This window comes from Methylocaldum sp. GT1TLB (assembly GCF_051027445.1).
Classification (GTDB): Bacteria; Pseudomonadota; Gammaproteobacteria; order Methylococcales; family Methylococcaceae; genus Methylocaldum.
The window spans coordinates 781,885-804,603 of sequence record NZ_CP194898.1 but is presented as its reverse complement, the minus strand read 5'-3'; the positions used below and the strand labels follow the sequence as shown (position 1 = coordinate 804,603).

Sequence of the window (22,719 nt, the reverse complement as noted above, 5' to 3'; positions counted from 1 at the left end):
AGGAGTGGTCGATGAACGAGACGGCATAAGCCCTGGATGCTACTTCGTTTCATCCAGGCTATGCTTGCTCTCAGCGTTTCCTCGACCGGCGGTTCGCCGCTGTTCTGGTGCTCCGGCAGGATTGGCAATTTCCGAAAAGACCGGACCGTCTCCTGCCGGCTCGCCATAGCGCTAGCCGATTTGGGAAACGATGCGCCCAGGGAGGTAGGCTGTCAATGTCGGACATTGCGAGTGTAAGAGTAAACCAGCCCATATCCGAGGCCGGTATCGACTCGGTCGATCAAGCACTACCGAAGCCGGACGGTCGGACTTTTGCAATTCGCTTCAGATTTCTTTATGCGGCGCGGCTTGGTAAAACGCAAGGAGTCGAAATCAAAATCAAACATAAAAAAACCTGACCTGACCACACTCCTGTAGCCCAGCTCGAAACGGACGATTTTAAAGCCGTCAGTCCGAGAAAAACCGATATCCGGATTATTCAGATTTCCCGATTAAACACTGAATTTGACGCGGCGAAAGACCTCATATATTGTCCGGGTTCAGATTCAATGTCGGTTTTTGGAGGCGATTTCACATCGGGCAACTACTTAGGAGTGACAAAATGGACCTGATTCAGAGTCGAGAAAAAGAGTGCGAAGTAATCGTAGACTACATCAAGGCACAATCGACTTCCGCGAAGCCGCTGGAGATACTGGAAGCGGGTTGTGGCCGGAGATGGCAATTGAATCTTAACGGGGTCGAATATGTATTAACCGGCGTTGACCTCGACGCAGCCGCGCTAAAGATGAGAAAGGACGATATCGGCGATCTCGATATAGCGGTTGAAGGAGACCTACGCTCGGTACAACTTCCCGAGCATCACTACGATGTGATCTACAGCTCGTATGTCCTCGAGCACATTAAGGGCGCAGAGCAGGTACTAAACAACCTCAGCCGATGGGTCAAGCCCGGCGGAATCATCGTTATTCGCATACCAGACCCCCATTCCGTTCATGGGTTTATAACCCGCATGACACCGCATTGGTTTCATGTGCTTTATTACCGCATTTTCCTGGGTTTCCGGAACGCTGGCAAACCGGGCTATGAACCCTATCCGGTTCATTACGATCCGGTGGTTTCACGGCGCGGCATATGGGACTTTTGTAAGAAAAATGACTTTACCGTCCTGGCGGAATACGGCGACGGCTACATGAGACCCGGCAAAGGTGTCTTTCGGCTGCTGATCCACTCCATAAAGGTAGTAGGCAGCATTTTGTCCTTTGGCGCCCTTAGCTCCAGGTACAGCAATCTTCTGTACATTGTGCAGAAACAGCAGGCGGCGCAGCCGATCTGAGTAGGCCGGACTTTCGTTAGTGGCCGCAGATTTGTGGATGTTTACTTAGACGGCCGAAACCCGACGTCAGATAAAAAACTGACCGTACGGCGTGCCCCGGCTTGAAAAGAAGATTTTCATAGTCGCTGACTCACGAAAAATCCATATCCGGCTTATTCTGGTTTTGTCAATCAGCCGCCAAAATGACGCCAAGGAAGGCGTTGATATGGTCCGGTTCCCAATTCGATTTTAGTTTTCCGGGGCCGACTTTTCGTCCGACGTCTAGTACTACAGCCGCAGTTATGGTGGATGACCGCGACAGCGGCGTCGGTAATGGCACTGCCGGCGCTCCACTGATGCCGGTGCCACCAGCTTGACTAGGCCAAGACGTGTCTGGCTGTTCTCGATGCGACCGGCCGTGTCGCTGTATTGCCGCTTCACGCCAACCGAGTGGATGCCATTCTTCAGAGAGCCCGTCTCGTCCACCATCAGCACCGCCTCCGGGTCGGCCAACGGTTTCACCAGGTAAGCCCTCATGGTGGCCTCCTCAGTCGAGTACCATGCCTCGTTAGACCAACAACTGCGGCTGTAGTACAGAGGATTAATGGTCCGAGCTCGACGCCAGCGCCTGTAAATCTCGCTCGAGCAGTTCCTCGTCGCCCAGATTGAGTTCGACCAACCTCTTCAGCGCGGAAATGCTGTCCAGATCCGTACGTTGGCACACGAGGCCGATCTTCGTTCCGCTGCGGTGGGCTAAGGAAACGCCCATCAAGATGCGAACCGTCCCGCTCAGATCGATGCGAAGTTCGTAGATATAGTCTGGATCAAGGGGCCGGTCCGCATCGAGCTCGATCAGACAGCCCTTGAGCGAAAGGTCCAGGATTTTGCAGGGAAAGCTGTCATCTTTATGAAATAGCGTGGCGGGCGCGTCATGAGCTATACGATGAAAATGGCGTTTTTCCGAACGCCTGATGCTGGACATTAAGCAGCTCCGTGCGGTTACTCTTGAAAGAATTGCATTAGGGATTCATTGACCTTGATGAGATCGCCGTCGTTCAAGAGCACGGCCTGATCCTTTACGGGCTTGTCGTTGATGGTCAGCGAGGTGCCGTCCGCCAAAGGCGAAATAAAATACCCGCTCTTGCGCTTGGCGATGATGACCACGCCGGAGCCTTCTTTTCCGAGACGAACCAAAGATTTCTTCAATGGTATCACCAGCCCGATCTGCCGTCCGTTCAACACCTGCAAGCTGCCATTGAAAAATTTGGCATCGGCGTCTGTCCAGACTTCCGGTTCCGACTCGGCGTCCGCTTGCCTCTCCGATCTGAAGATCTCTTCCTTGGTGAAGAAAATCACATGTTTGCCGACGGTAATTCGGTCGCCGTGACCGAGCGCATGTTCGGCGATCTTTTTGTCATTGACGAAAACAGGAAACTCGCTATCGACTTCGCGAATGATATTTTGTTCGGGCGTGGACTCGATAATCGCGTGTTGGGGCGCAACGGCCAGACTATCGATATGCAAGAGATTGGACGGATCGCGACCTATGCTGATCTCGCCCGGCCTAAGCGTGATGGCCTGGAGTGACTTGCCTCTGAATGTGAGCGTTAATTTGGCCATTAAAAAGCTCGCCTTGATACATAAAGTCGATTGTTGTCAAAAGTATACATGCTATTCCCTTGTCTCGTTCGCGTCACGTTAATATTTGTGTCGCTAATCGGCGACTCGGCTTTTTTCAAATAAATAAAAAATAGCTTATATCGCTATTTCCCGCTCGCTGAATTGATGCATTTCGATGTTCGCCTAAAAAACGTTCTGTTGACGACGATATTTTGACGGCTAAACTTTCAAGCCGTTTGTTGTTGCATATTTACCATACCATCCGAACCGGTCGACTCACGTTTCAGGGTCGGGCCATTGGAGAGCAAACTAGATGGGCTTGCGCCGAATTTTATTACTCCAAAGCGATAGCGCCTTGTTGACCGAACTGAGGATTATTCTTAGGTTCCTTGATTGTGAGGTCATCGCATGCGATTTGGATACCCTCAGAGACGAAACTGAACCGGAATTCGACGCAATCTTCGTCGGCGTGGACGACGACATCGAAAAGGTGGTTTTGCGGATCGTGGAGCTTTACAGGCAGGCGCCGCTTGTCCTAGTAATGGATAAGTCGCCGACAAGACCTTTGCCGGCCGGGCTGGAAAACAGAGCTTCCGCCGTATTGGCCTGGCCGACCAATCACGCGACGTTGAGCGCCTGCCTCGAAAAGATCAGCCGGGGAGCGCCGGAAGTGGTCAACGTCCGTCCTTCGGAGTTGTTTCGCAGCTTGACCGGCGCCAGCGCAGCCGTCCAACGCACGCGCAAACTCATTCAGCAAGTCGCTCCGTCCGACGCAACGGTTCTGATCTTAGGCGAGTCGGGCACCGGCAAAGAGGTTATCGCTCGCAACTTACATTATTACTCCGCCCGCCGAAGCAAGCCGTTCGTACCCGTGAATTGCGGCGCCATACCGGGTGAGCTGCTGGAAAGCGAGCTTTTCGGTCACGAGAAGGGCGCTTTCACCGGGGCGCTCAGTTCCCGCCAAGGACGTTTCGAAATGGCCGAAGGCGGCACGCTGTTTTTGGATGAAATCGGGGACATGCCCCTGTCGATGCAGGTAAAGTTGCTGCGAGTCTTGCAGGAGCGCTGCTTCGAGAGGGTAGGCAGCAATAGGACCATTCAGTGCGACGTACGCATCATCGCGGCGACTCACCGCAATCTGGAAGAGGAAATCGGCCGGAACCGATTTAGGGAAGATCTTTATTACCGTCTCAATGTCTTTCCGATCGATGTACCGTCGCTGCGCGAGCGACTGGAAGACGTACCGACTCTGGTCGAGGATCTTACCGCCCGTCTCAAAGCCGAAAAGCGGGGAGACATGCGGCTTACGCCGGCCGCTCTTCGGGTTTTGCAGCGGTACCATTGGCCAGGAAACGTACGTGAACTGGCCAATTTGATCGAGCGTCTGGCGATATTATTTCCAAACGGCGTCGTCGATGCGGCAGATTTGCCGGAAAAATTCCAACAGTATGTCAAACCGGAAGACGCCACGCTCAGGCGCGAGCCGAACGCCGAAAGTGTATCCGCTACCGATGGACTCGTCCTTGCCCGCTTGCCGGGAGAAGGTTTGGACTTGCGCGAGCATTTGAACAATCTGGAATGCGAGTTGATCAAGCAGGCCCTGGACGAGTGTAACGGCGTCGTGGCCCACGCCGCCAATCTTCTCAAAATGCGCCGCACGACTTTGGTCGAGAAGTTGCGCAAATACGGCTTGCGGGGAGAAGAGACGACGGTAATTTGACGTCCCTCCAAAAGGAGGCCGTCCAAGCCATTGTTTTTATGGGGCAACAAAGTGGCACTTTGATTGCTTCTCGCCGGTCAGGTTCAACTTTTACCGGACTCGGCGCTCCCTTGGTCAACCAAATTTTCGACAATGCCCAGCGCTTGCAGGATGCCTTCCAGGTATTCAATGCGCTTTCCGAGAATCTGACCCAGTCCTACCTCGACCTCGAAGCCCAAGTCGCGCGTCTCAGCGAAGAGCTCGCGGCTGCCCGAAGCGAGCGACTGAAAACCTTGGCCGAAAAAGAGTTATTGGCCAACCGCCTACAATTACTCCTGAAGACTCTGCCGGGCGGCGTGGTCGTGATCGACGGTCGCGGTCTGATCGTAGAGTACAACCCGGTTGCCGGGCTGTTTCTCGGCGAACCGCTTTTGGGACGGATGTGGCGCGACGTCCTGAATGCCTTGCCGATCGTCGAAAACCCCCACCAAAGACTCTTGCCCGATGGAAAAACCATAAGCCTTACCCTCAGCCCGCTCGGCGATGAACCGGGGCAAATCGTGCTCCTTACGGACGTAACGGAAATGCGCTCTCTCCAGGAGTGGGCGGATCATCAAAGGCGACTCTCGGCACTGGGGGAAATGGTGGCGAGCCTTGCCCATCAGGTGCGCACGCCTTTGGCAACCGCGCTGCTCTACGCCTCTCATCTCGCAAAATCCGATCTTGACGTTTCCCACCGCTCGAAATTTGCAGCCAAGCTGACCGAGCGGCTCCACCACTTGGAGCGTCAGGTCAACGATATGCTGACCTTCGCCCGGATGGGAACCTTGGCCAAGGAGCGGTTTTCGATCAGCGAGCTCATGACCAAGCTCATGGAAAACTGTGAGCCGTTGATGCAGGGCAAACCGATACGTTTCACGGTTGCCAACCGGTCCGACGAAGACGATCTGCACGGCAACGGCGACGCGCTCCTGGGCATACTGATCAACTTGGTCAGCAACGCCGTGGACGCCGTGGGCGGCGAGGGCAGCGTAACGGTCGTGGCGGATCGGCGCGAGCCTCGATATCTGGACATCAGCGTGTCGGACAACGGTCCTGGGATAGCCGAAAACATCAGAGCACGGATTTTCGAGCCGTTTTTCACAACCCGAGCCAACGGCACCGGACTCGGGTTGGCGATCGCCGAATACGTGGTCAAAGCGCATCTCGGGCGAATCTGGTGCGAATCCTCGGAGGGTTTTGGTACGACCTTTCGTATTCGACTGCCTTTAAGTCCTGGCGGCACGCCTTTGCCGGGCAACTTTTCCGGCCGTGCCGCCTTTATGGGAGGAGATGATGCAGCAAACTGACATTTTGATCGTCGAAGACGACCCCTCCTTGTCGGAGGCCTTGACGGATACTTTGGAAATCGCCGGTTATCGGACCATGGCCGCAGGGGATGGCGCGGAGGCGCTCGCCAAATTGGCAGAGTCGCAGGTAAGACTGGTGATCAGCGACGTGCAGATGCCTAAATTGCACGGACTGAGCTTGCTCGAACGCATCAGAGCGGACTATCCGGATGTTCCGGTCCTCCTCATGACCGCCTACGGCACTATCGAAAATGCGGTTCAAGCGATGCAGGCAGGAGCCTGCGACTATCTGGTCAAGCCCTTTGCGGCGGAAACCTTGGTCGAGCAGGTATCGCGACGTATCCTGCCGAAGCCGGAGAAAACAGACGGACGAGTGGCGGAAAGCCCGGCGATGAAAAAGCTGCTAGGCTTGGCGGCACGGATCGCGAAATCCGACGCAACGGTGCTCATTCAGGGTGAGAGCGGAACCGGCAAGGAAGTTCTGGCTCGCTATATCCATCAGAGTTCCCTGCGGCACAAGGGCCCTTTCGTGGCCATAAACTGTGCCGCGATCCCCGAAAACATGCTCGAGGCGGAGCTTTTCGGCTACGAGAAAGGCGCTTACACCGGAGCGGTCCAAACAGTGCCTGGGAAACTCGAAATGGCTCAAGGCGGCACCGTGCTGCTCGATGAAATATCCGAGATGAACCTGCCCCTGCAGGCGAAGTTGCTCAGGGTTCTCCAGGAACGCGAAGTCGAGCGTCTCGGCGGACGCAAGCCGCTCGCACTGGATATCCGCGTATTGGCGACCACCAACCGGAATCCGAAAGAATGGATCAGCCGCGGGCTTTTCAGGGAAGACCTTTATTACCGCTTAAGCGTCTTTCCGCTGACCATCCCGCCGTTACGGGAACGGAAGGAAGACATTGTTCCGCTGGCGGAAGCCTTTGTCCGGCGTCACTGGCGTAGCGGCAAACCGTTACCTGAACTGAGCAAGGAAGCGGCCGATCGGCTGTCGGCCTACCGATGGCCGGGTAACGTGCGGGAGTTGGACAACTCGATTCAAAGAGCCTTGATACTCCAATCCGGCGGTCGCATCGCGCCCGAAGATCTGGTGTTCGAGGATGATCTCTACGGCAGCGACGGAATTTCGCCGGAGCCCGATTCATCCGCCGCCGACTCGCTGATGGGCGGCCTGCGGACCCACGAGGAAAAAATCATTCTGGATACGCTGAAGGAGCAGAACGGCAGCCGTAAATCGACTGCGGAGCGGCTGGGAATCAGCGAACGGACGCTCCGCTACAAGCTTGCCAAGATGCGCGAAGCCGGCCATCTGGCGGCCGTATAACGTTGGCGCGGATCATGCATTCATGGGCGTAGTGACAAAAAACGGGCATTACCATGAGCGAGCTCGATATCAATAAGGTTCTCACACAAATGCGCATCATGCGGGATCAGGCCCGCAGCACCGCATTGCCTACCGATAACGCGGTCGATTTTGGCACTTTGCTCAAGGATTCGATCGACAAGGTCAACGAAACTCAGCAGCAAGCCAACAAATTGGCGGAAGCGTTCGAGTCCGGCGCGACCGATGCCAATCTGTCGGAAGTGATGATCTCGCTGCAGAAAGCCAGTCTGTCGTTCCAGGCCATGGTACAGGTCAGGAACAAGCTTGTGGAGGCTTACAAGGACGTCATGAACATGCCCATGTAGTCCGGAAACGATAGCGCCAGATGGAACTCAGTCAAAGCGAAAGCAAAAACCTGGTGCCGGGCGGGCAAGCCGCGGTCGTCCAAAGCGAGAAATCGTCGCCGGTCCTCAGGACCTGGATGCGGATGCCGCGCGGCCGACAAATCGGCTTGATCGTCGCTCTCGCGTTCACGGTGGCGACGGCGATCGCCGTGCTGCTGTGGGCTAACAAAACCGAATATGCAACCTTGTTTTCCAACTTGGAGGAAAAGGAGGGCGGAGAAATCGTCGAAGCGCTGCAAAAACTCAACATACAACACCAGATCCAGCCGACGACCGGCGCCATATTGGTTCCGGCCGATCAGGTCCATGCGGTGCGATTGAAACTGGCCGGGATGGGGTTGCCCAAGGAAAGCGGTACCGGCTTCGAACTGTTGGAAAAACAGTCGGGTTTTGGCGCTAGCCAAATGGTTGAGGGCGCGCGGTATCAACGCGCTTTGGAGGGAGAGATTGCCCGTTCGATCACCACCATTCGGAATGTCAAATCGGCCCGCGTTCATCTGGCCTTGCCGAAAGAATCGGTATTCGTGCGGCAAGCTAAAAAACCCAGTGCTTCCGTTATGGTCGAATTGCATTCGGGACGCGGCCTGGAGCCGGGACAAGTGGAGGCTATCGTCCATCTAGTGGCGTCCAGCGTGCCGCAGTTGGAACCCGGACAAGTTACGGTCGTCGATCAGCGGGGGCATCTGCTCAATGCCAAGGACAACGGCAATGACCTATATCCGAACGCCAAGCAATTCGACTACAAAAAGCAGGTCGAGGAGCATCTCATCGAGCGTATCGAAAACATCTTGAGCCCGGTGGTCGGCAGGGATGGGCTTCGCACCCAGGTCACCGCTGATATCGATTTCACCGTCACCGAGCGCACTCAGGAAGTCTACAACCCGGACCTGCCCGCCTTGCGCAGCGAACAGACCAACGAGGAACAAAGCAAAGGCTCGGCAGTGCAGGGCGTGCCAGGAGCCCTGTCGAATCAGCCGCCGCCTGCCGGTATCGCGCCTGAAACAACTGGCGCAGCGCAACCCGGGCAAAACCCTTCGGAGCCTCCTCTCAGCACCGTCAAAAGCGCTACCCGAAATTACGAACTGGACAAGACCATCAGTCACTCCCGTCTAGGGGCGGGTGTCATCCGCCGCATCACCGCCGCGGTGGTAGTCGACTATCAACACGTTCCACAAGGCGATAATGGGGTGACTCTCCAACCCTACAGCGAGGAAGATCTGACTCGTTTCGCCAATCTGGTGAAGGAGGCCGTAGGGTACGATGCCGCGCGCGGAGACCGGGTTACCGTAACCAACGCGGCCTTCCGCAGCGAGATCGAAACTTTGCCGGTTGCGCCGGTTTGGGAGCAGGATTGGTTTTGGTCGATCGTCAAGCAAGCGGGAGCAGCGCTAATCGTGCTCGTGCTGGTCTTCGGCGTCCTTCGTCCGGCGGTGAAAGGCCTAGTGGGACGAGGCGAATCGTCCGGCGCCGATGCGAATGACATAGCGGATTCGGCTACTAAAGATGGCGCGATCGTCGATGCCCGCGAGCCACGCGAAATCTCAAAGGAGAACGAGGACGAAGAGCTGTTGATGCTGGAAGCGCCCGAAAGTCATGAAAAGCGCGTGGTTTTCGCGCAGAGGGCAGTGGATCAGGATCCAAAGCGCGTCGCGCAGGTCATCAAGAACTGGATGAACGTGAATGGCTGAAGCAGAGTCGAGCAGATTGGACGGGCCGCAGAGGGCCGCGCTGTTCTTTCTGACGGTCGGGCAGGATAGGGCGGCGGAAGTGCTCAAGCACATGTCGCCGAAAGAGGTTCAGCAAATCGGTGCGGCCATGGCTGAGCTTCGCAACATCACCATGCCAATGGTGGAAGACGTCCTCGGGAAATTCGTGGACGATATCCGCAACCAGACCGCCCTGGGCGTGAATTCGGAAGAATATATCCGCAATCTCCTTACCCAGGCCTTGGGAGCCGACAAGGCCAGCAGCGTTTGTGACCGTATCCTGTTGGGCCGCAACAGCAAGGGCCTGGAACAGCTCAAATGGATGGACCCACGCGCCATCGCCGATCTGATCCGGCTCGAACACCCGCAAATCATCGCGATCATCTTGTCTCTATTGGACAGCGACCAAGCCGCGGAAACCCTCGGCTATCTCCCTGAACGGGCGCGGCCGGACCTCATCATGCGCGTGGCTACGCTCACCGGCGTACAGCCGGCGGCCCTTCGCGAGCTTGACGACATCATGGAAAGACAGCTGAGCGGGAATGCGAATGTCAAATCGTCGACACTCGGCGGCATCGAAACCGCGGCCAATATTCTCAATTTTATCGAGAGCACCGTCGAAGCCTCGATCATGGAGCAGATCAGCGAAGTCAATCCGGACCTCAGCCAAAAGATCCAGGACAAGATGTTCGTATTCGACGATCTGGTCGATATCGATGATCGGGGCATCCAGACCTTGCTTCGCGAAGTGTCGACGGATTCGTTATTGCTCGCGCTGCGCGGCGCCGATGACGCGCTGAAAGAAAAGATTTTCAGCAACATGTCGCGCCGGGCGGCAGAGATGTTGCGCGACGATTTGGAGGCCGCGCCCCCGGCCCGCTTAAGCGAGGTGGAGGCCGCACAAAAGGATATTCTAGCCATTGCAAGGCGCATGGCGGAGGCCGGCGAACTCTCGTTAGGCGGTAGCGATGAGCTCATTTAAAGGCTTCTCCGCAGAGGAGCTCGCTTCACTCGAACCGTGGAAGCTGCCGGTCATGGGCGAACCCGAAGAGGAATGTCCCGTGGTCGTGGTCGAGGAGGAAACGGACTATCCGGCGATGCCCACGGCGGAAGAAATCGAAGCGATGCAGAAGCAAGCTTACGAGGAAGCCCGCGCCGCTGGATTCAAAGAGGGTTCGGAGCAAGGCTATCGGGACGGCCGCGAAGAAGGTTACCGCCAGGGATACAACGAAGGACGCGTAAACGCGGCGTCTTTGGCCCAGCGCTTACAGGAATTGATCGACTGCTTGAGCGAACCGCTGGCCGAAGTGGGCGATCGCGTCGAGCAGGAACTGGTCGCGTTGGCGATTGCCGTCGCGAAGCAGCTCATTCGGCGAGAGCTGAAAACCGAGCCCGGCGAAATCATTGCCGTGGTGCGCGAAGCCATGGCAATCCTTCCATCCAGTGCGCGGAAAATAGCGCTTCACTTGCATCCGGACGATGCGGAGCTGATTCGGTCTACACTCGCGCTGGACGAATTGGGGCCACGCTGGAAGGTCGTCGAAGATCCGCTCTTGACCCGCGGCGGCTGCCGGGTAACGACCGACACGTCTTACATCGACGCCACAGTCGAAAAACGCCTCGCATCGACAATCGCACGTTTATTCGGCGGCGAACGGGACGAGGATCGGTCATGACCAATCTCGCTCCGGCACCTAGACTCAAGGAATTGTGGGCCGCGAAACTGGCCAGTTACCACGCGCGTCTCAACGAGCCGCCGGAATTGCTGGTGGAAGGCAAGCTGAGCCGTATGGTCGGCCTCACCCTTGAGGCAGTCGGCTGCCGAGCGGCCGTCGGAGCTCGTTGCCTGGTCAAGACAGCGCATGGAAACGGCGTGGAAGCGGAAGTTGTCGGTTTCGCAGGAGAGCGGATTTATTTGATGCCAACCGGCGATATCCAGGGTTTGGAGCCGGACTGCCGGGTCATACCGCTGACCAAAACCTCTTCCGTGCGAGTAGGCTTCGGTTTGCTCGGACGGGTGTTGGACGGGGCCGGCAAGCCATTGGACGGCAAGGGGCCTGTGCAGACAGATTCTTCGATGCCGCTGACCGGGAGCGCGATCAATCCGCTGGCGCGGAAGCCGATCCGCGAGCCCTTGGATGTCGGGGTCCGCGCAATCAACGGCTTGCTCACTGTCGGCCGGGGACAGCGGCTCGGATTGTTTGCGGGAACGGGCGTTGGCAAGAGCAATCTGCTCGGCATGATGACCAAATACACGAATGCCGATGTAGTGGTGGTGGGCCTGATCGGCGAGCGGGGCAGGGAGGTTAACGAGTTCGTGCAGAAAATTCTGGGCGAAGAAGGACGCGCCAAGGCCGTCGTAATCGCAACCCCGGCGGATTACCCGCCTTTGATGCGCATGCACGGCGCTTTGTTGGCCACGAGCATAGCCGAGTTTTTTCGCAATCGAGGTCTCGATGTCCTGCTCTTGATGGATTCGCTGACCCGCTTTGCGCAGGCGCAACGCGAGATCGCTCTGGCGATCGACGAGCCGCCCGCCACCAAGGGCTATCCTCCCTCGGTATTCGCAAAACTGCCGCAACTCGTGGAGCGGGCGGGAAACGGGAACGAAGGGGAAGGGTCGATCACTGCCTTCTATACCGTGCTCGCCGAAGGCGACGATGCCAACGACCCCATCGCCGACGCGGCGCGCGGAATACTGGACGGCCATATCGTGCTGTCGCGTGCCTTGGCTGACTCCGGGCATTATCCTGCCATCGATATCGAAGCCTCGATCAGCCGCGTGATGACGGACATTGCCGATGATCGGCATATGCAACTTGCCAGGCGTCTAAAACGCCTATACTCCCTCTATCAACAAAATCGCGATCTGATCAGCGTGGGGGCCTATCACAAGGGATCCGATCCGCGTATCGATGAAGCCATCGCCATGAATCCAGGCATCATGAGTTTTCTGCAACAGGATCTGCACGAGGCGGTCGGCTTCGAACGAAGCCTCGACGATTTGGAAAAATTATTGGGCGCATCCGCGTAACGACATCCGGCATGCCTCACAACTTCAGAAAACGGGACTAAGGTATGAAACGATCGAAGCGCTTGAGCCCGGTTTTGGAGCTCGCCGAATCACGGGAGAAACAAATGGCTCAAATTTTGGGGGAAAGCCAAAAAAAGGTGGAATCCGCGCGGCGAAATCTCGATAGTCTCATGACGTTCCGCGACAATTATTCAGCCCAGTTTCAACGATCCGGAAACGCGGGCCTCGGAACTCGTCAGTTGATCGAGTACCGGATGTTTCTGGCCAAGATCAATACCGCAATCGCCGACCAAGAAAAGGCCGTTCATGCGGCGCAAGCAGAGCTTCAGAATCGCCAAGCCGAATGGGAAGCGGCGCGCAAGCGAAGTCTGGGCATCAAGAAAGTTTTCGAGCATTCGCTTAGGGAAGAGACGCGCATGGAGGAAAAGAAACAGCAAGCGGAGCAGGATGAGAGAGCGGGCCGCCGCTCAAGCGGCGGCACCTTGACCGTATTCATATGATTTCGATTCAGCATTCTGGCATTCGACTTGCTGACCATGGTCATGCGAACTCGGAATTTATGACATGAACATCAATACTTCTATTACTTCAGTGTCGGCCGCGCCGACTCCCATTCTTGAATTGGTCCAGCTTGTCGGCAATACCTCGCCGGAAAGCAAAGCGGACCCGGCCGCCTTTCTCGCGGCGCTGGTCAGGCAATTTGAAGCGATGAAGGGGAACACGGGATCCAATGGGACCGGAAAACGTCCTGAAATCGCCGCCGCGGAAACGAACGAAACAGGCGCGGATCCGCTGCAGGAGCTTCTCCAGTATGTATCCAATCTCGAAGCATTTTCCGATCGGCAGTTCCAAGACTATTCGGGTGCTGAAGTGCCCGGCGGCAACGGCTTGCCGGCGGAAGGCAGTTCGTTGCCTAAGTCCGTGCCGCTCGATGAGGATCTGGAGTCTGAAAACGAAAACCGTGCGGCCGATTCGCTGTTGGCGGCACTCGCCGCCCATGGGATTCCGTTGACGTCCGCTCAACAGGCGGAATCTTTAGGTTCTGAGAGTGCAGAAGCATTCACCTCGCAGGACGAACTCATTCAAACAAGCCAAGAGCTCCGCACCAGCGAGTTAGCCGATCATGGTGAATCCCGTTCGCACGACAACCTTGGCGTAGGGCTGCGCGGCGAGCAATTCTTCTATCAATCCCAAGGCGAAGAAAAGGGGTTGACGCCTGCAGAAAAGGGCTTATCCGGAATGGCGTCATCTGGAGTGAAAGAGCCGGATGCGCTCCTGGCGCAATTGCTTGCCGCTGAATCGGACGGTCAGGATTCGACCAAGCGTGGAGCCGGTGAAAGTCTCTTTTCGCAGTTCGACAAGTACATGTCACCGCCGACCGCCGTTCCCGCCGAGGGAGTCCAAAACTCGATCGAGACCGGTTTTCCGTTACAAGCGGTTCCTTCGGCATCTCAGCTCACCACGGTTGTTGCCAACGATTCGATACCGGCATTGGATAAGCCTTTGAATCAAGCTGGATGGCAGGAAGGACTGGGAGAACGCATCCTATGGATGACCGATAAAGGTCTGCAGACGGCCGAAATCAGGCTCAATCCTGCACACTTAGGACCTCTGGAAATCCGTATCCAGATCGATCAAGACCAAGCGACGGTCCATTTCGCGACCCATCACGCTTCAGTTCGGGAGGCCATCGAGGCCGCTGTACCCAAGCTACGCGAAATGCTCGGCGCTCAGGAGATTGCGCTGGCCGACATCAATGTAACGGCTCCGTCGGGATTGTCCGATGAAAGAGGGCAGCCCTTCGATTTCAATCAACAGTCAAGTTTTGGCGATCGGAGCCAGCCTTTTTCGGAGCATGTTTCGACTCAAGAGGAAAATGGCCCCACAGACTCAGATCGAGGCACGGCGGTTAACGGCTTACTCAACTTATACGCATGAATCTTATTGTGCCTTTGCCATTACGCAACAAAGAAGGCCGAGTGTCGGTTGTGGGGACGTCGGCTCGGCTCAGAAAAATGTCGAGAATCCGATCCGCGATGCCGATCGATTCAAAGTATATTCACGGCTATCGTTCTCTCTCACAGCAATTCATTGACTTGTAAGCTCACGGCGATCGCATTACAATCGCTGATTCTGGTTGGCAGCTCAAAAGGCCGCCACTCCTTGCCTTACCGTCGTGTGCGGAAGGCTGTTTAACCCATAAGGAGCATACATGCGACATTATGAGATCGTTTTTATGGTTCATCCGGACCAAAGCGCGCAAGTCCCCGCCATGCTGGATCGTTATCGCACCATGATCGAGTCCAGTGATGGAAAAATCCATCGCCTGGAAGACTGGGGGCGTCGCCAATTGGCCTATCCCATCAATAAGGTTCATAAAGCACACTATGTGTTGATGAACATCGAATGCGACCAGCAGACCCTTGATGAACTGGAGAGCGGGTTCCGCTTTAATGATGCCGTTTTGCGCAGCTTGACGGTTCGTCGTGACGAGCCGGTAACCGAACCCTCGCCGATGGCAAAAGCCGGCCAGTCCGAACCCGAAGCGGAACGAGGCGAAGAAGTCGCCGCGAACGCCGACGAAGAGGGTGGCGACGAAGCCGAGGCTTCATCGGATACCTGAGGCTGCAAGCCAGTTTCAGGTCGCGTACGACAACCTTAATCAAGAAATAGGTCTTCTATGGTTCGCCAATTCAAGCGTAAGAAATATTGCAGATTTACCGCCGAGGGCGTTAAAGAGATCGATTACAAAGATCTCGACGTACTGAGGGAATATATCTCGGAGACAGGCAAAATCGTCCCGAGTCGGATTACGGGAACAAAGGGAAAATACCAAAGGCAACTCGCCACTGCTATCAAGCGGGCTCGTTTTTTGGCGCTGTTGCCGTATACCGACGCCCACAAATAAGTGAGTTTAGTTCCGGCGGAAGCGCGGCCTGATTATGCGCACGTTGGCCGCTTTTATCATGAGAGGAAGGGTGCAAGCGGTATTTGCGGCCTGCACCCTGGCTCTCGTATCTTGGGTCGTTCCGTTTCTTAGCCTATTAGCTGCGGCAGCCGTAGGCCTCCCCACACTGCGAAAAGGCGTATACGAGGGTGGCCTTATAATGGCGGCATCCATCGTGGTTTTGGGTGCTCTAGGCGGGGCTCTTATCGGCAGCATGGCCGATGCGGTTGGTTACGGGCTTCTCCTTTGGGTTCCGATGTGGCTAACAGCAGCGATTCTCCGAGAATCGGGCAAGCTATCGACCGCTTTGGGATTTGTGTCGATCATGGGCATTCTCATGGTGACCGCGGTCTATTGGCTTCATCCGGATCCTTCGTCCATTTGGATGGAAGGTTTGGAACGGTTTTTCAAACCGTTGATGGATGGCGCTTCTCCGGACTTGGATGCGGATCAGCTCTGGAACGACTTCTCGGCGGTGGCCGCACGTTACATGACCGGGATCGTGTCCGCTAGCCTGGTGATTAGCCTGATGCTGGGTTTATTGATCGCCCGATGGTGGCAATCAGCGCTTTTTAATCCGGGCGGATTCCGTTCAGAATTCATAGAACTCCGTATGCACGCGGCATTTCCCTATTCCGGGATAGGGGCGCTGATAGTCGCTGTTACGGCGAATGGAGGAATGGCGGAGCTCGCTTTGAATTTGAGCCTTCCGCTTTTCGCGCTATTTCTGTTGGTTGGCTTTTCGGTGCTTCACGCATTGGTATCCCGCAGCAAATCGTGGAAAGCTTGGCTAGTCGGAACTTATGTAGCGCTGTTATTCATTCCTTATATTATCGTGCCAATCGCATTAGTCGGGTTGAGCGACCTTTGGTTTGATTGGCGAGAAAGGCTATCGCCAAGCTGAGCTGAACTATTGCTGTCATTATTAGAACGCTAAAAACTATCGAGGCATTCGACGATGGAAATTATTCTTTTAGAAAAGATTGCGGGTCTAGGGAATCTCGGCGACAAAGTTGCCGTCAGACCCGGTTATGGCCGGAATTATTTGATTCCACAGGGCAAGGCGGTCGCGGCTACTGCCGAAAAATTGGCTGAGTTCGAGAAAAGACGTGCCGAGCTCGAGAAGAAAGCCGCTGCGGACTTGGCTGCGGCTCAAGCTCGAGCCGAGGCTATTGGTAAACTAGCCGTAAAGATCGCTCAGAAAGCGGGCGAAGAAGGACGGCTATATGGCTCCGTCGGCACAAAAGATATCGCCGAAGCAGTGACGGCCGCCGGCGTGAGCATTCAGAAACACGAAGTACGCTTACCGTCGGGCCCTATCCGCCAAGCGGGCGATTACGAGATCACCGTGCAGCTGCACGGCGATGTCGTAGCCAGTGTGGCGCTCTCGATTGTCCCTGAATAAAGCCGAAGCGCGTCCACATGGCCTGTAAAGCCATGTGGACCCTCGCCCCCTGCTAGCCTAGTGAGGCTAATCTACTCAGCGCTGTTCTATTTCCTTGCGCCAGCCATCCTTGCGCGCCTCTTCTGGCGGGCCCGTAAGGAGTCAACTTACTCCCAGCGCTGGCTCGAAAGGCTGGCCGTCTATGATTTCGAGCCGGAATCCGGCGTGATTTGGTTCCACGCCGTTTCCGTCGGCGAGGCCGAAGCCGCGTTTCCTCTGATTCGTGCGGTTAAAGATCGTTTTCCGGCAAGTACCATACTCGTTACGGCGACAACACCGACGGGTTCCGCGCGAATAAAAGATGTTTTAGGCGAAACAGCAAAGCATGTTTATTTGCCTTATGACTTACCCGATTGCGTAAATCGGTTTATCCGGCATTACAGTCCGATACTCGCGGTCGTGTTGGAGACGGAAATCTGGCCGAATCTATATCGCGTCTGCGGACTGCGAGACATACCCCTCGCCATTGTTAACGGTCGCCTATCCGAAAAGTCGGCGCGCGGTTACCTCAGGCTTCGTTCCCTAACGCGCGAAAGTTTATCTCACGTCCGGTTGATCGCCGCTCAGACACCGGAGGACGCCAGACGATACGTGGCGATCGGTGCCGATCCGAATTCCGTTGCCGTAACCGGCAACATCAAATTCGACACGGAACTCCCGACCGAAGCGCAAGATCGAGCCAAAGCTCTGCGAGACACGCTTTTCGGTAAACGCCCGATTTTTATCGCGGGTAGTACACACCCCGGCGAAGAAAGCCAAATTCTAAGCGCTTTCGACAGGCTTCGTAGCCAATTCCCTGAACTGTTACTGGTGCTCGCGCCACGACATCCCCACCGCATCGCCGATGTCGTTGCGGAGTGTGAAAAGATGGGCCTGGGGATCCGGCTCAGGAGTGAGAGTGAGCCTTGTGACGAATCCATCGACGTCTTCTTGCTCGACACACTGGGGGAATTGCGCGTTTTTTACGCCGCTTCCGATGTTGCCTTCGTCGGTGGCAGCTTGGCGCCCATCGGTGGCCACAATGTGCTCGAACCGGCCATTGCAGGGGTGCCGGTCTTGTTCGGCCCACACATGTTTAATTTCGCCGATATCGCTTGCAAGCTCAAAGAGAGCGGCGGAGGAATCGAAGTGAAGAACGTTGAAGAGTTAGCCCTTTGGACAGGGCGCCTGCTAACTGACGAATGTCTTCGTAGCGAGGTCGGCGAAAATGGGAAACGCTTCGTTTCGTCGAATCAGGGAGCTGTGGATCGAATAGTCGAACAACTCGGTTTGTTGATCAGCAATCCTTAGTTCAATCGCCCGCCAGCGGTGCCGGGCGCCCGATAAAATAGCCCTGTGCCATATCGACGCCCAACTCGCCGAGCGCAACAAGAGTAGCTTCGTTCTCCACGCCTTCGGCGATCACCTCGATATCGTTCCCATGGGCAAGTGTCGTGATAGCCGAGACGAAGGCTCGATCCTGCGGGTTATCGATTAGGTTGGTCACATAACTCTTGTCGATCTTCACGAATTTCACCGGTAGATGTCTCAAATAAGAGAAAGAAGCGAACCCCGCGCCGAAGTCGTCTATCGCGAAACGGAAGCCCAGAGTGGCGAGATCTTCCATGATTTCTTTTGCTGTACCGAAGTCGGCGATGGCGGCCGTCTCGGTGATCTCGAAGATTAATTGCTCGGGCTTTAACACGTTGTTTTTTAGGGCCGATTTTAAAGCCACCGTCCAATCGCGATTGGTCAACGCGGAGCCTGAAAGATTCACATGGACAGCTCCCGCGGGAGCCCGTTCAGCAAATTCGGTTAGCAATCGTATGTTTGCTTCAACGGCATAGCGGTCGATTTCGTTGATTAGACCCGTAAGCTGAGCGAATTCGAGAAACTCTGCTGGCGCGACCAATGAGCCGTCAATCCGTTTCAGACGTATTAATGATTCGAAAAAGCGGATTTCACGCCCCTTGATGACGGCAATCGGTTGATAATGAAATACGAGCCGGCGCGCCGTAAGCGCTTCCTGGATGGCCTGTTTCCACAACGTCCGTTCGCTGATACGCTGCTTGGATTGATCGTCATAAGAAAATAAATGGACCCGGCCGCGACCGCGATCTTTCGCTTGATACATCGCGAGATCGGCATTCGCCATGACCTCGTCCATCACGGTTCCATGCTCGGGAATCATGGCGATACCGATGCTTGCCGAAATCCGGAAGATTTTTTGCTGGATTTTGAGCGGTTGTTCGGTGAGTCTTTGATTCAGAAGATTGGCGAATGCCAATGCACCTTCCGCGGTCTGACTAGGCATGAGAATGGCGAACTCATCGCCTCCCAGTCTCGCTGCGATATCAGTCTTGCGCACGCGATTTTTCAGTTCCTGCGCGATTTTTCGAAGTAGGGCGTCACCGGCGAGATGCCCGCTGGTGTCATTGATGTCCTTGAAGTGGTCAAGATCAAAAAGAAGGATGGCGGCGCGCGTGCTGTTTCTATCCGCTTCGATAAATTGACGCTCCAATTCCTGTTGGAAACGGTGACGATTATATAGGCCGGTCAACGGGTCATGGTTCGCGAGCCAAATCATACGGTTTTCCGCTTCGACTCTATCCGTAACGTCGAGACCGACCGACAGAATCGCAATGCCCTCCGGGTTATTTTCATGAAGCCGGGTGTGCACCCAGACCACGAAGCGGCGCGTCCCGTCTTTACACAGTAATTCCGCCTCGTGCTGCAGACGTTTCCGTTGCCCATTCCATAACCCGAGCAGTGCCTGCTCCAAATCGTCCCCGATTTTGCTTTCCAAAATTAAGGAAAGAAAATCCTTGCCGCTAAGGTCGCTTTGGCTATAACCGGTAATTTGTATGACAAAGTCGTTAGCCGTAAGAATTCGCCCTTGACTTGTTTGGGTCAGGATAATGACCTGCGCAGTGTCCAATAGCCCTTGAACGAAATCGCGCTCGGCGGCCAGTTCGGTGGTCTTGTGCGTTATTGCCTGTGCTTGCTCCTCAAGTTGGTGGGACAGAGTCAATGCTGTTGCACTCAGAATCGTGATTTCATCGTTGAGTCCGGATGCCCGATGGGCAAGCCGCTGTCGAGCTTCCTTATAGGCGCCTTGTGCCAACATCGGTAGGGTGTCGGCCAGCCGGCGAAGCTGACGGATCGGCAGGCGCATTAGTAGAAGCAACAGCAGCTCAGCCGTTAAGAGGCTCAAACCGCTCAGCAAAATACCGTCACGGGCAGCTCGCCTAATGTGACTCACCTGAGCGGTGACGTCGCTTATCATCAGAACCGATCCTTCCGCTTGAAGCAGATTCTTCAACGGCATGACATCGATCGCATAGTAGCGTCCTTTCCAAGTATGAATGTCCTCACTCGCCATAACCGGATTAGGTAAACGCTCGGACAGCTGCTTCAGAAATGGAGCGAGGAGGTCCAAGTGGGTGAGGGCGGCTATCCTCATAGACCACTTAGGGATAGAGTAGGCATTGTCTTCCGTGCCATTCGCGATCAAGATCCCCAGGTCTGAACCGGTCAATGAGCGGTGTTCGACTACGAGCTGCGCGATAGATTGGGTAAGACTGAACACGCCAACGACCTGTCCCTGGGACAAAACCGGTTGGTATGCGTTTAGAGTGCAATGTTGGGCGCACGACAACAACGACAAGGGCTTTTCTTCCTTGAATACCTGTAAAACCGTAGCTTGCTCTTCTGGACGCGGCGCCTGCGCCGGCGCAGGAGTACCCCCCCATTGCCAGAATCGCTGTGCATTCGGCTTAAACAATGCAAGACGCTCGATGTCCAGATCGTACTGAAAATCGTTGAAAACGTTAGCGGCTTGCCGTAATCCCGCATAGTCCTCTCCGGTCAAAGCAGAAGCAAAGCCGCCGACCGAGGCTAGCAAAGAGCCGATTTGCTGCAAACGGGAAGTCGAACGGTCCAGCAAGTCTTGAACTTGTCTGCTTAGCAAACGTCTATCGAGTTGGCGCTGCTCCTGAAATTGGTACTCGAGATAGAAATAATTCAGAATGGCGAAGGCGCTGCCAATTCCGACGATCATGATGCTGAGAAACAAAAAACCTTTCCAAAAGAGGCTCAGGAAGGGTGATCGTGGTTTGGAACTAGCCCGAGCCTGCCCAGCCGAAAGACGCGCCGGATATGATTTCGGTCTGGCAGTACTACCGAATTCGGGTCCGTTGAAAATTTTTCGAAGTGCCAAGATTTTGAACTGAATTGAGAGAACGGGCTTAGGCGTTTATCCGGATAACCTTTTTTCAGTATAACCCATGTAATGATAATCAATCGTTTGCCGCCTCGCTCTTTCGTGACGAATGGAAGTACAAGTCACCTGTGAGCAACTGGGATGGCTAGGATTCAGCCGCCTCGTTTATACTCTTGTACTGATCAGACGATTTTTACGGAAAGCTCATGAAGATATCTGTTCAGGCTGTAGTTTTATCTGGAGGGGCCGGTACTCGATTATGGCCATTTTCACGGGAAGCTTACCCAAAACAATTTCTCCCGCTTGTCGGAGATAAAAGTCTCTTTCAGGAAACGATTTATCGGGTCATTAGCATGGGCGCTCAGGAGGGCCAGTTAGAGTTACTGTCGCCCTTGGTCGTCTGCAACGAAATGCACCGGTTTATCGTGGCAGAGCAGCTTAGACAGATGGGCTTGGACCGAAGCGCTATTCTTCTTGAGCCTATCGGAAAAAATACCGCGCCGGCAGTGACTCTTGCAGCTTTGTACGCTTTAGAGGATGAGTGCGATCCCGTTTTGGTGGTATTACCCTCCGATCATCACGTAGAAAATGTCGCAGAATTTCAGGCGCGAATGTCGAAAGCCGTGGAACTGGCTGCCAAAGGTGACATCGTCACGTTCGGCATAGTGGCTCAAAAGCCGGAAACAGGCTTTGGTTATATTCGGCGCGGGGCTGACATTGAGCAGGGCGTATTCGTTCTAGATGGGTTTACGGAAAAACCGGATGCCAAAACGGCTGCCGATTATCTCGCGTCCGGCCGCTATTTCTGGAACAGTGGGATATTTATCATGCGGGCCGGAATCTGGCTTGACCAAATTAGTCGTTGCCAGCCTGCAATCTTTGACGCTTGCAAGGCGGCATTGTCGGCCAGCAAACGTGACGGTGATTTCATACGTGTCGACAAGGACGCATTTGCACAATGTCCTAGTGACTCGATCGATTACGCTGTCATGGAAAAGCTGAACACCGCGGCGGAGGAGGTGCCTAGAGGCGTCGTATTGGCGCTGGACGCGGGTTGGTCGGATCTTGGATCGTGGCCGGCGCTCAGCGAAGTGAAGCCTGCGGATGATTCCGGCAACGTCGCGATCGGCGATGTCTTTCTCAAAGATACGAGAAACTCGTTGCTGTATTCGCAGAACCGTTTTTTGGCCACGGTCGGTATAGAAGACGTTGTAGTGATCGAAACCACGGATGCTGTTTTAGTGGCCCACAAAGATAGAGCTCAGGATGTTAAGTCGATCACGGAGTATCTCAAGAAAGCCAATAGATCGGAGCACGTGTTCCACGCGAAAGTTCACAGGCCCTGGGGTGATTATGAGTCGATCGATAACGGCTCTCGTTATCAGGTAAAACGCCTTACGATTAAGCCTGGCGCGACTCTCTCGCTACAGATGCATCACCATCGCGCGGAACATTGGATCGTCGTCAAAGGCACGGCGCAAGTGACGCGCGGTGAAGATACCTTTCTTCTCACCGAAAACGAGTCCACTTATATCCCGCTCGGCATTAGGCATCGCCTTGAAAATCCGGGCACAATTCCTTTGGAAATCATTGAAGTACAATCCGGAAGTTATCTCGGCGAGGACGATATCGTTCGGTTCGAAGACCGATACCATCGCCTCGAATCTTAAATAATC

General features: G+C 55.1%; 21 protein-coding genes. 17 read left to right on the top strand and 4 right to left on the bottom strand.

Annotation, left to right across the window (positions count from 1 at the left end):
* Window positions 1-601: 601 nt before the first annotated feature.
* Window positions 602-1,333, top strand: a complete 732-nt coding sequence (locus ACR2R1_RS03475; protein ID WP_086134750.1) for a class I SAM-dependent methyltransferase — start codon at window positions 602-604, stop codon at window positions 1,331-1,333.
* 279 nt (window positions 1,334-1,612) lie between these two features.
* Here the strand turns inward: ACR2R1_RS03475 and ACR2R1_RS03470 are convergent, their stop codons facing one another.
* Genes ACR2R1_RS03470 through ACR2R1_RS03460 form a run of 3 tightly spaced genes read right to left on the bottom strand, consistent with a single transcriptional unit; the run spans window position 1,613 to window position 2,932 of the window.
* Window positions 1,613-1,909, bottom strand: coding sequence for a transposase (locus ACR2R1_RS03470; RefSeq protein WP_276205424.1), 297 nt, complete (start codon window positions 1,907-1,909; stop codon window positions 1,613-1,615).
* Window positions 1,910-1,913: 4 nt separating this feature from the next.
* Window positions 1,914-2,294, bottom strand: a complete 381-nt coding sequence (locus ACR2R1_RS03465; RefSeq protein WP_077732537.1) for a PilZ domain-containing protein — start codon at window positions 2,292-2,294, stop codon at window positions 1,914-1,916.
* Between the two features lie 17 nt (window positions 2,295-2,311).
* Window positions 2,312-2,932: an FHA domain-containing protein gene (locus ACR2R1_RS03460; protein ID WP_077732538.1), complete on the bottom strand. Its 621-nt coding sequence runs from the start codon at window positions 2,930-2,932 to the stop codon at window positions 2,312-2,314.
* A gap of 313 nt (window positions 2,933-3,245) precedes the next feature.
* Between ACR2R1_RS03460 and ACR2R1_RS03455 the strand changes: the two genes are divergently transcribed.
* The 15 genes from ACR2R1_RS03455 to waaA all read left to right on the top strand — a co-directional run bounded on the left by ACR2R1_RS03455 (window position 3,246) and on the right by waaA (window position 18,132).
* Complete coding sequence (locus tag ACR2R1_RS03455; RefSeq protein WP_086134751.1) at window positions 3,246-4,652, top strand: sigma 54-interacting transcriptional regulator; 1,407 nt, start codon at window positions 3,246-3,248, stop codon at window positions 4,650-4,652.
* A 110-nt stretch (window positions 4,653-4,762) separates the two neighbouring features.
* Window positions 4,763-5,980 (top strand): sensor histidine kinase, encoded by a 1,218-nt coding sequence (locus ACR2R1_RS03450; protein ID WP_245245566.1) that lies wholly within the window; start codon window positions 4,763-4,765, stop codon window positions 5,978-5,980.
* On the top strand, window positions 5,964-7,307 hold the full coding sequence (locus ACR2R1_RS03445) for a sigma-54-dependent transcriptional regulator (protein WP_434112666.1): 1,344 nt from the start codon (window positions 5,964-5,966) through the stop codon (window positions 7,305-7,307). The genes ACR2R1_RS03450 and ACR2R1_RS03445 overlap by 17 nt, the downstream gene beginning before the upstream one ends.
* Window positions 7,308-7,360: 53 nt before the next feature.
* A complete protein-coding gene (fliE, locus tag ACR2R1_RS03440; RefSeq protein WP_077732541.1) occupies window positions 7,361-7,672 on the top strand; it encodes a flagellar hook-basal body complex protein FliE in 312 nt (103 codons plus the stop codon).
* 20 nt (window positions 7,673-7,692) lie between these two features.
* The gene (fliF, locus tag ACR2R1_RS03435; RefSeq protein ID WP_434112664.1) at window positions 7,693-9,399 is read left to right on the top strand and encodes a flagellar basal-body MS-ring/collar protein FliF; all 1,707 of its coding nucleotides are present in this window, start codon (window positions 7,693-7,695) and stop codon (window positions 9,397-9,399) included.
* Window positions 9,392-10,399 carry a flagellar motor switch protein FliG gene (fliG, locus tag ACR2R1_RS03430; protein WP_077732543.1) on the top strand — a complete coding sequence of 336 codons (1,008 nt, stop codon included), beginning with the start codon at window positions 9,392-9,394 and terminating at the stop codon, window positions 10,397-10,399. Before fliF ends, fliG begins: the two co-directional genes overlap by 8 nt.
* The gene (gene fliH / locus ACR2R1_RS03425; RefSeq protein ID WP_086134754.1) at window positions 10,386-11,093 is read left to right on the top strand and encodes a flagellar assembly protein FliH; all 708 of its coding nucleotides are present in this window, start codon (window positions 10,386-10,388) and stop codon (window positions 11,091-11,093) included. Before fliG ends, fliH begins: the two co-directional genes overlap by 14 nt.
* Complete coding sequence (gene fliI, locus ACR2R1_RS03420; protein ID WP_434112662.1) at window positions 11,090-12,451, top strand: flagellar protein export ATPase FliI; 1,362 nt, start codon at window positions 11,090-11,092, stop codon at window positions 12,449-12,451. The genes fliH and fliI overlap by 4 nt, the downstream gene beginning before the upstream one ends.
* A gap of 44 nt (window positions 12,452-12,495) precedes the next feature.
* Window positions 12,496-12,951, top strand: a complete 456-nt coding sequence (gene fliJ / locus ACR2R1_RS03415; protein WP_086134755.1) for a flagellar export protein FliJ — start codon at window positions 12,496-12,498, stop codon at window positions 12,949-12,951.
* A gap of 64 nt (window positions 12,952-13,015) precedes the next feature.
* The gene (locus ACR2R1_RS03410; RefSeq protein ID WP_434112660.1) at window positions 13,016-14,389 is read left to right on the top strand and encodes a flagellar hook-length control protein FliK; all 1,374 of its coding nucleotides are present in this window, start codon (window positions 13,016-13,018) and stop codon (window positions 14,387-14,389) included.
* Window positions 14,390-14,663: 274 nt separating this feature from the next.
* Window positions 14,664-15,074 (top strand): 30S ribosomal protein S6, encoded by a 411-nt coding sequence (rpsF, locus tag ACR2R1_RS03405; RefSeq protein WP_077732548.1) that lies wholly within the window; start codon window positions 14,664-14,666, stop codon window positions 15,072-15,074.
* Between the two features lie 57 nt (window positions 15,075-15,131).
* The gene (gene rpsR, locus ACR2R1_RS03400) at window positions 15,132-15,359 is read left to right on the top strand and encodes a 30S ribosomal protein S18 (protein ID WP_077732549.1); all 228 of its coding nucleotides are present in this window, start codon (window positions 15,132-15,134) and stop codon (window positions 15,357-15,359) included.
* Between the two features lie 199 nt (window positions 15,360-15,558).
* On the top strand, window positions 15,559-16,302 hold the full coding sequence (locus ACR2R1_RS03395; protein ID WP_077732550.1) for a hypothetical protein: 744 nt from the start codon (window positions 15,559-15,561) through the stop codon (window positions 16,300-16,302).
* Between the two features lie 54 nt (window positions 16,303-16,356).
* Window positions 16,357-16,803: a 50S ribosomal protein L9 gene (gene rplI / locus ACR2R1_RS03390; RefSeq protein WP_077732551.1), complete on the top strand. Its 447-nt coding sequence runs from the start codon at window positions 16,357-16,359 to the stop codon at window positions 16,801-16,803.
* A 60-nt stretch (window positions 16,804-16,863) separates the two neighbouring features.
* On the top strand, window positions 16,864-18,132 hold the full coding sequence (gene waaA, locus ACR2R1_RS03385; RefSeq protein ID WP_434112657.1) for a lipid IV(A) 3-deoxy-D-manno-octulosonic acid transferase: 1,269 nt from the start codon (window positions 16,864-16,866) through the stop codon (window positions 18,130-18,132).
* A gap of 1 nt (window position 18,133) precedes the next feature.
* On the opposite strand, the gene ACR2R1_RS03380 is transcribed toward waaA, so the two are convergent.
* Window positions 18,134-20,881 (bottom strand): EAL domain-containing protein, encoded by a 2,748-nt coding sequence (locus ACR2R1_RS03380; protein WP_434101857.1) that lies wholly within the window; start codon window positions 20,879-20,881, stop codon window positions 18,134-18,136.
* 368 nt (window positions 20,882-21,249) lie between these two features.
* On the opposite strand from ACR2R1_RS03380, the gene ACR2R1_RS03375 reads away from it, so the two are divergent.
* On the top strand, window positions 21,250-22,713 hold the full coding sequence (locus ACR2R1_RS03375) for a mannose-1-phosphate guanylyltransferase/mannose-6-phosphate isomerase (RefSeq protein ID WP_086134758.1): 1,464 nt from the start codon (window positions 21,250-21,252) through the stop codon (window positions 22,711-22,713).
* The last annotated feature ends 6 nt before the right edge of the window (window positions 22,714-22,719 follow it).

What these genes read in the sequence shown, in the direction of transcription:
- rplI (WP_077732551.1), top strand. Translation starts at nt 16,357, where the DNA reads ATGGAAATTATTCTTTTAGAAAAGATTGCGGGTCTAGGGAATCTCGGC.
- rpsF (WP_077732548.1), top strand. Translation starts at nt 14,664, where the DNA reads ATGCGACATTATGAGATCGTTTTTATGGTTCATCCGGACCAAAGCGCG.
- ACR2R1_RS03410 (WP_434112660.1), top strand. Translation starts at nt 13,016, where the DNA reads ATGAACATCAATACTTCTATTACTTCAGTGTCGGCCGCGCCGACTCCC.
- fliF (WP_434112664.1), top strand. Translation starts at nt 7,693, where the DNA reads ATGGAACTCAGTCAAAGCGAAAGCAAAAACCTGGTGCCGGGCGGGCAA.
- ACR2R1_RS03380 (WP_434101857.1), bottom strand. Translation starts at nt 20,881, where the DNA reads ATGATCGTCGGAATTGGCAGCGCCTTCGCCATTCTGAATTATTTCTAT.
- ACR2R1_RS03465 (WP_077732537.1), bottom strand. Translation starts at nt 2,294, where the DNA reads ATGTCCAGCATCAGGCGTTCGGAAAAACGCCATTTTCATCGTATAGCT.
- fliG (WP_077732543.1), top strand. Translation starts at nt 9,392, where the DNA reads ATGGCTGAAGCAGAGTCGAGCAGATTGGACGGGCCGCAGAGGGCCGCG.
- ACR2R1_RS03375 (WP_086134758.1), top strand. Translation starts at nt 21,250, where the DNA reads ATGAAGATATCTGTTCAGGCTGTAGTTTTATCTGGAGGGGCCGGTACT.
- fliI (WP_434112662.1), top strand. Translation starts at nt 11,090, where the DNA reads ATGACCAATCTCGCTCCGGCACCTAGACTCAAGGAATTGTGGGCCGCG.
- fliE (WP_077732541.1), top strand. Translation starts at nt 7,361, where the DNA reads ATGAGCGAGCTCGATATCAATAAGGTTCTCACACAAATGCGCATCATG.
- ACR2R1_RS03445 (WP_434112666.1), top strand. Translation starts at nt 5,964, where the DNA reads ATGATGCAGCAAACTGACATTTTGATCGTCGAAGACGACCCCTCCTTG.
- fliH (WP_086134754.1), top strand. Translation starts at nt 10,386, where the DNA reads ATGAGCTCATTTAAAGGCTTCTCCGCAGAGGAGCTCGCTTCACTCGAA.
- rpsR (WP_077732549.1), top strand. Translation starts at nt 15,132, where the DNA reads ATGGTTCGCCAATTCAAGCGTAAGAAATATTGCAGATTTACCGCCGAG.
- ACR2R1_RS03455 (WP_086134751.1), top strand. Translation starts at nt 3,246, where the DNA reads ATGGGCTTGCGCCGAATTTTATTACTCCAAAGCGATAGCGCCTTGTTG.
- ACR2R1_RS03460 (WP_077732538.1), bottom strand. Translation starts at nt 2,932, where the DNA reads ATGGCCAAATTAACGCTCACATTCAGAGGCAAGTCACTCCAGGCCATC.
- ACR2R1_RS03475 (WP_086134750.1), top strand. Translation starts at nt 602, where the DNA reads ATGGACCTGATTCAGAGTCGAGAAAAAGAGTGCGAAGTAATCGTAGAC.
- fliJ (WP_086134755.1), top strand. Translation starts at nt 12,496, where the DNA reads ATGAAACGATCGAAGCGCTTGAGCCCGGTTTTGGAGCTCGCCGAATCA.
- ACR2R1_RS03395 (WP_077732550.1), top strand. Translation starts at nt 15,559, where the DNA reads ATGGCGGCATCCATCGTGGTTTTGGGTGCTCTAGGCGGGGCTCTTATC.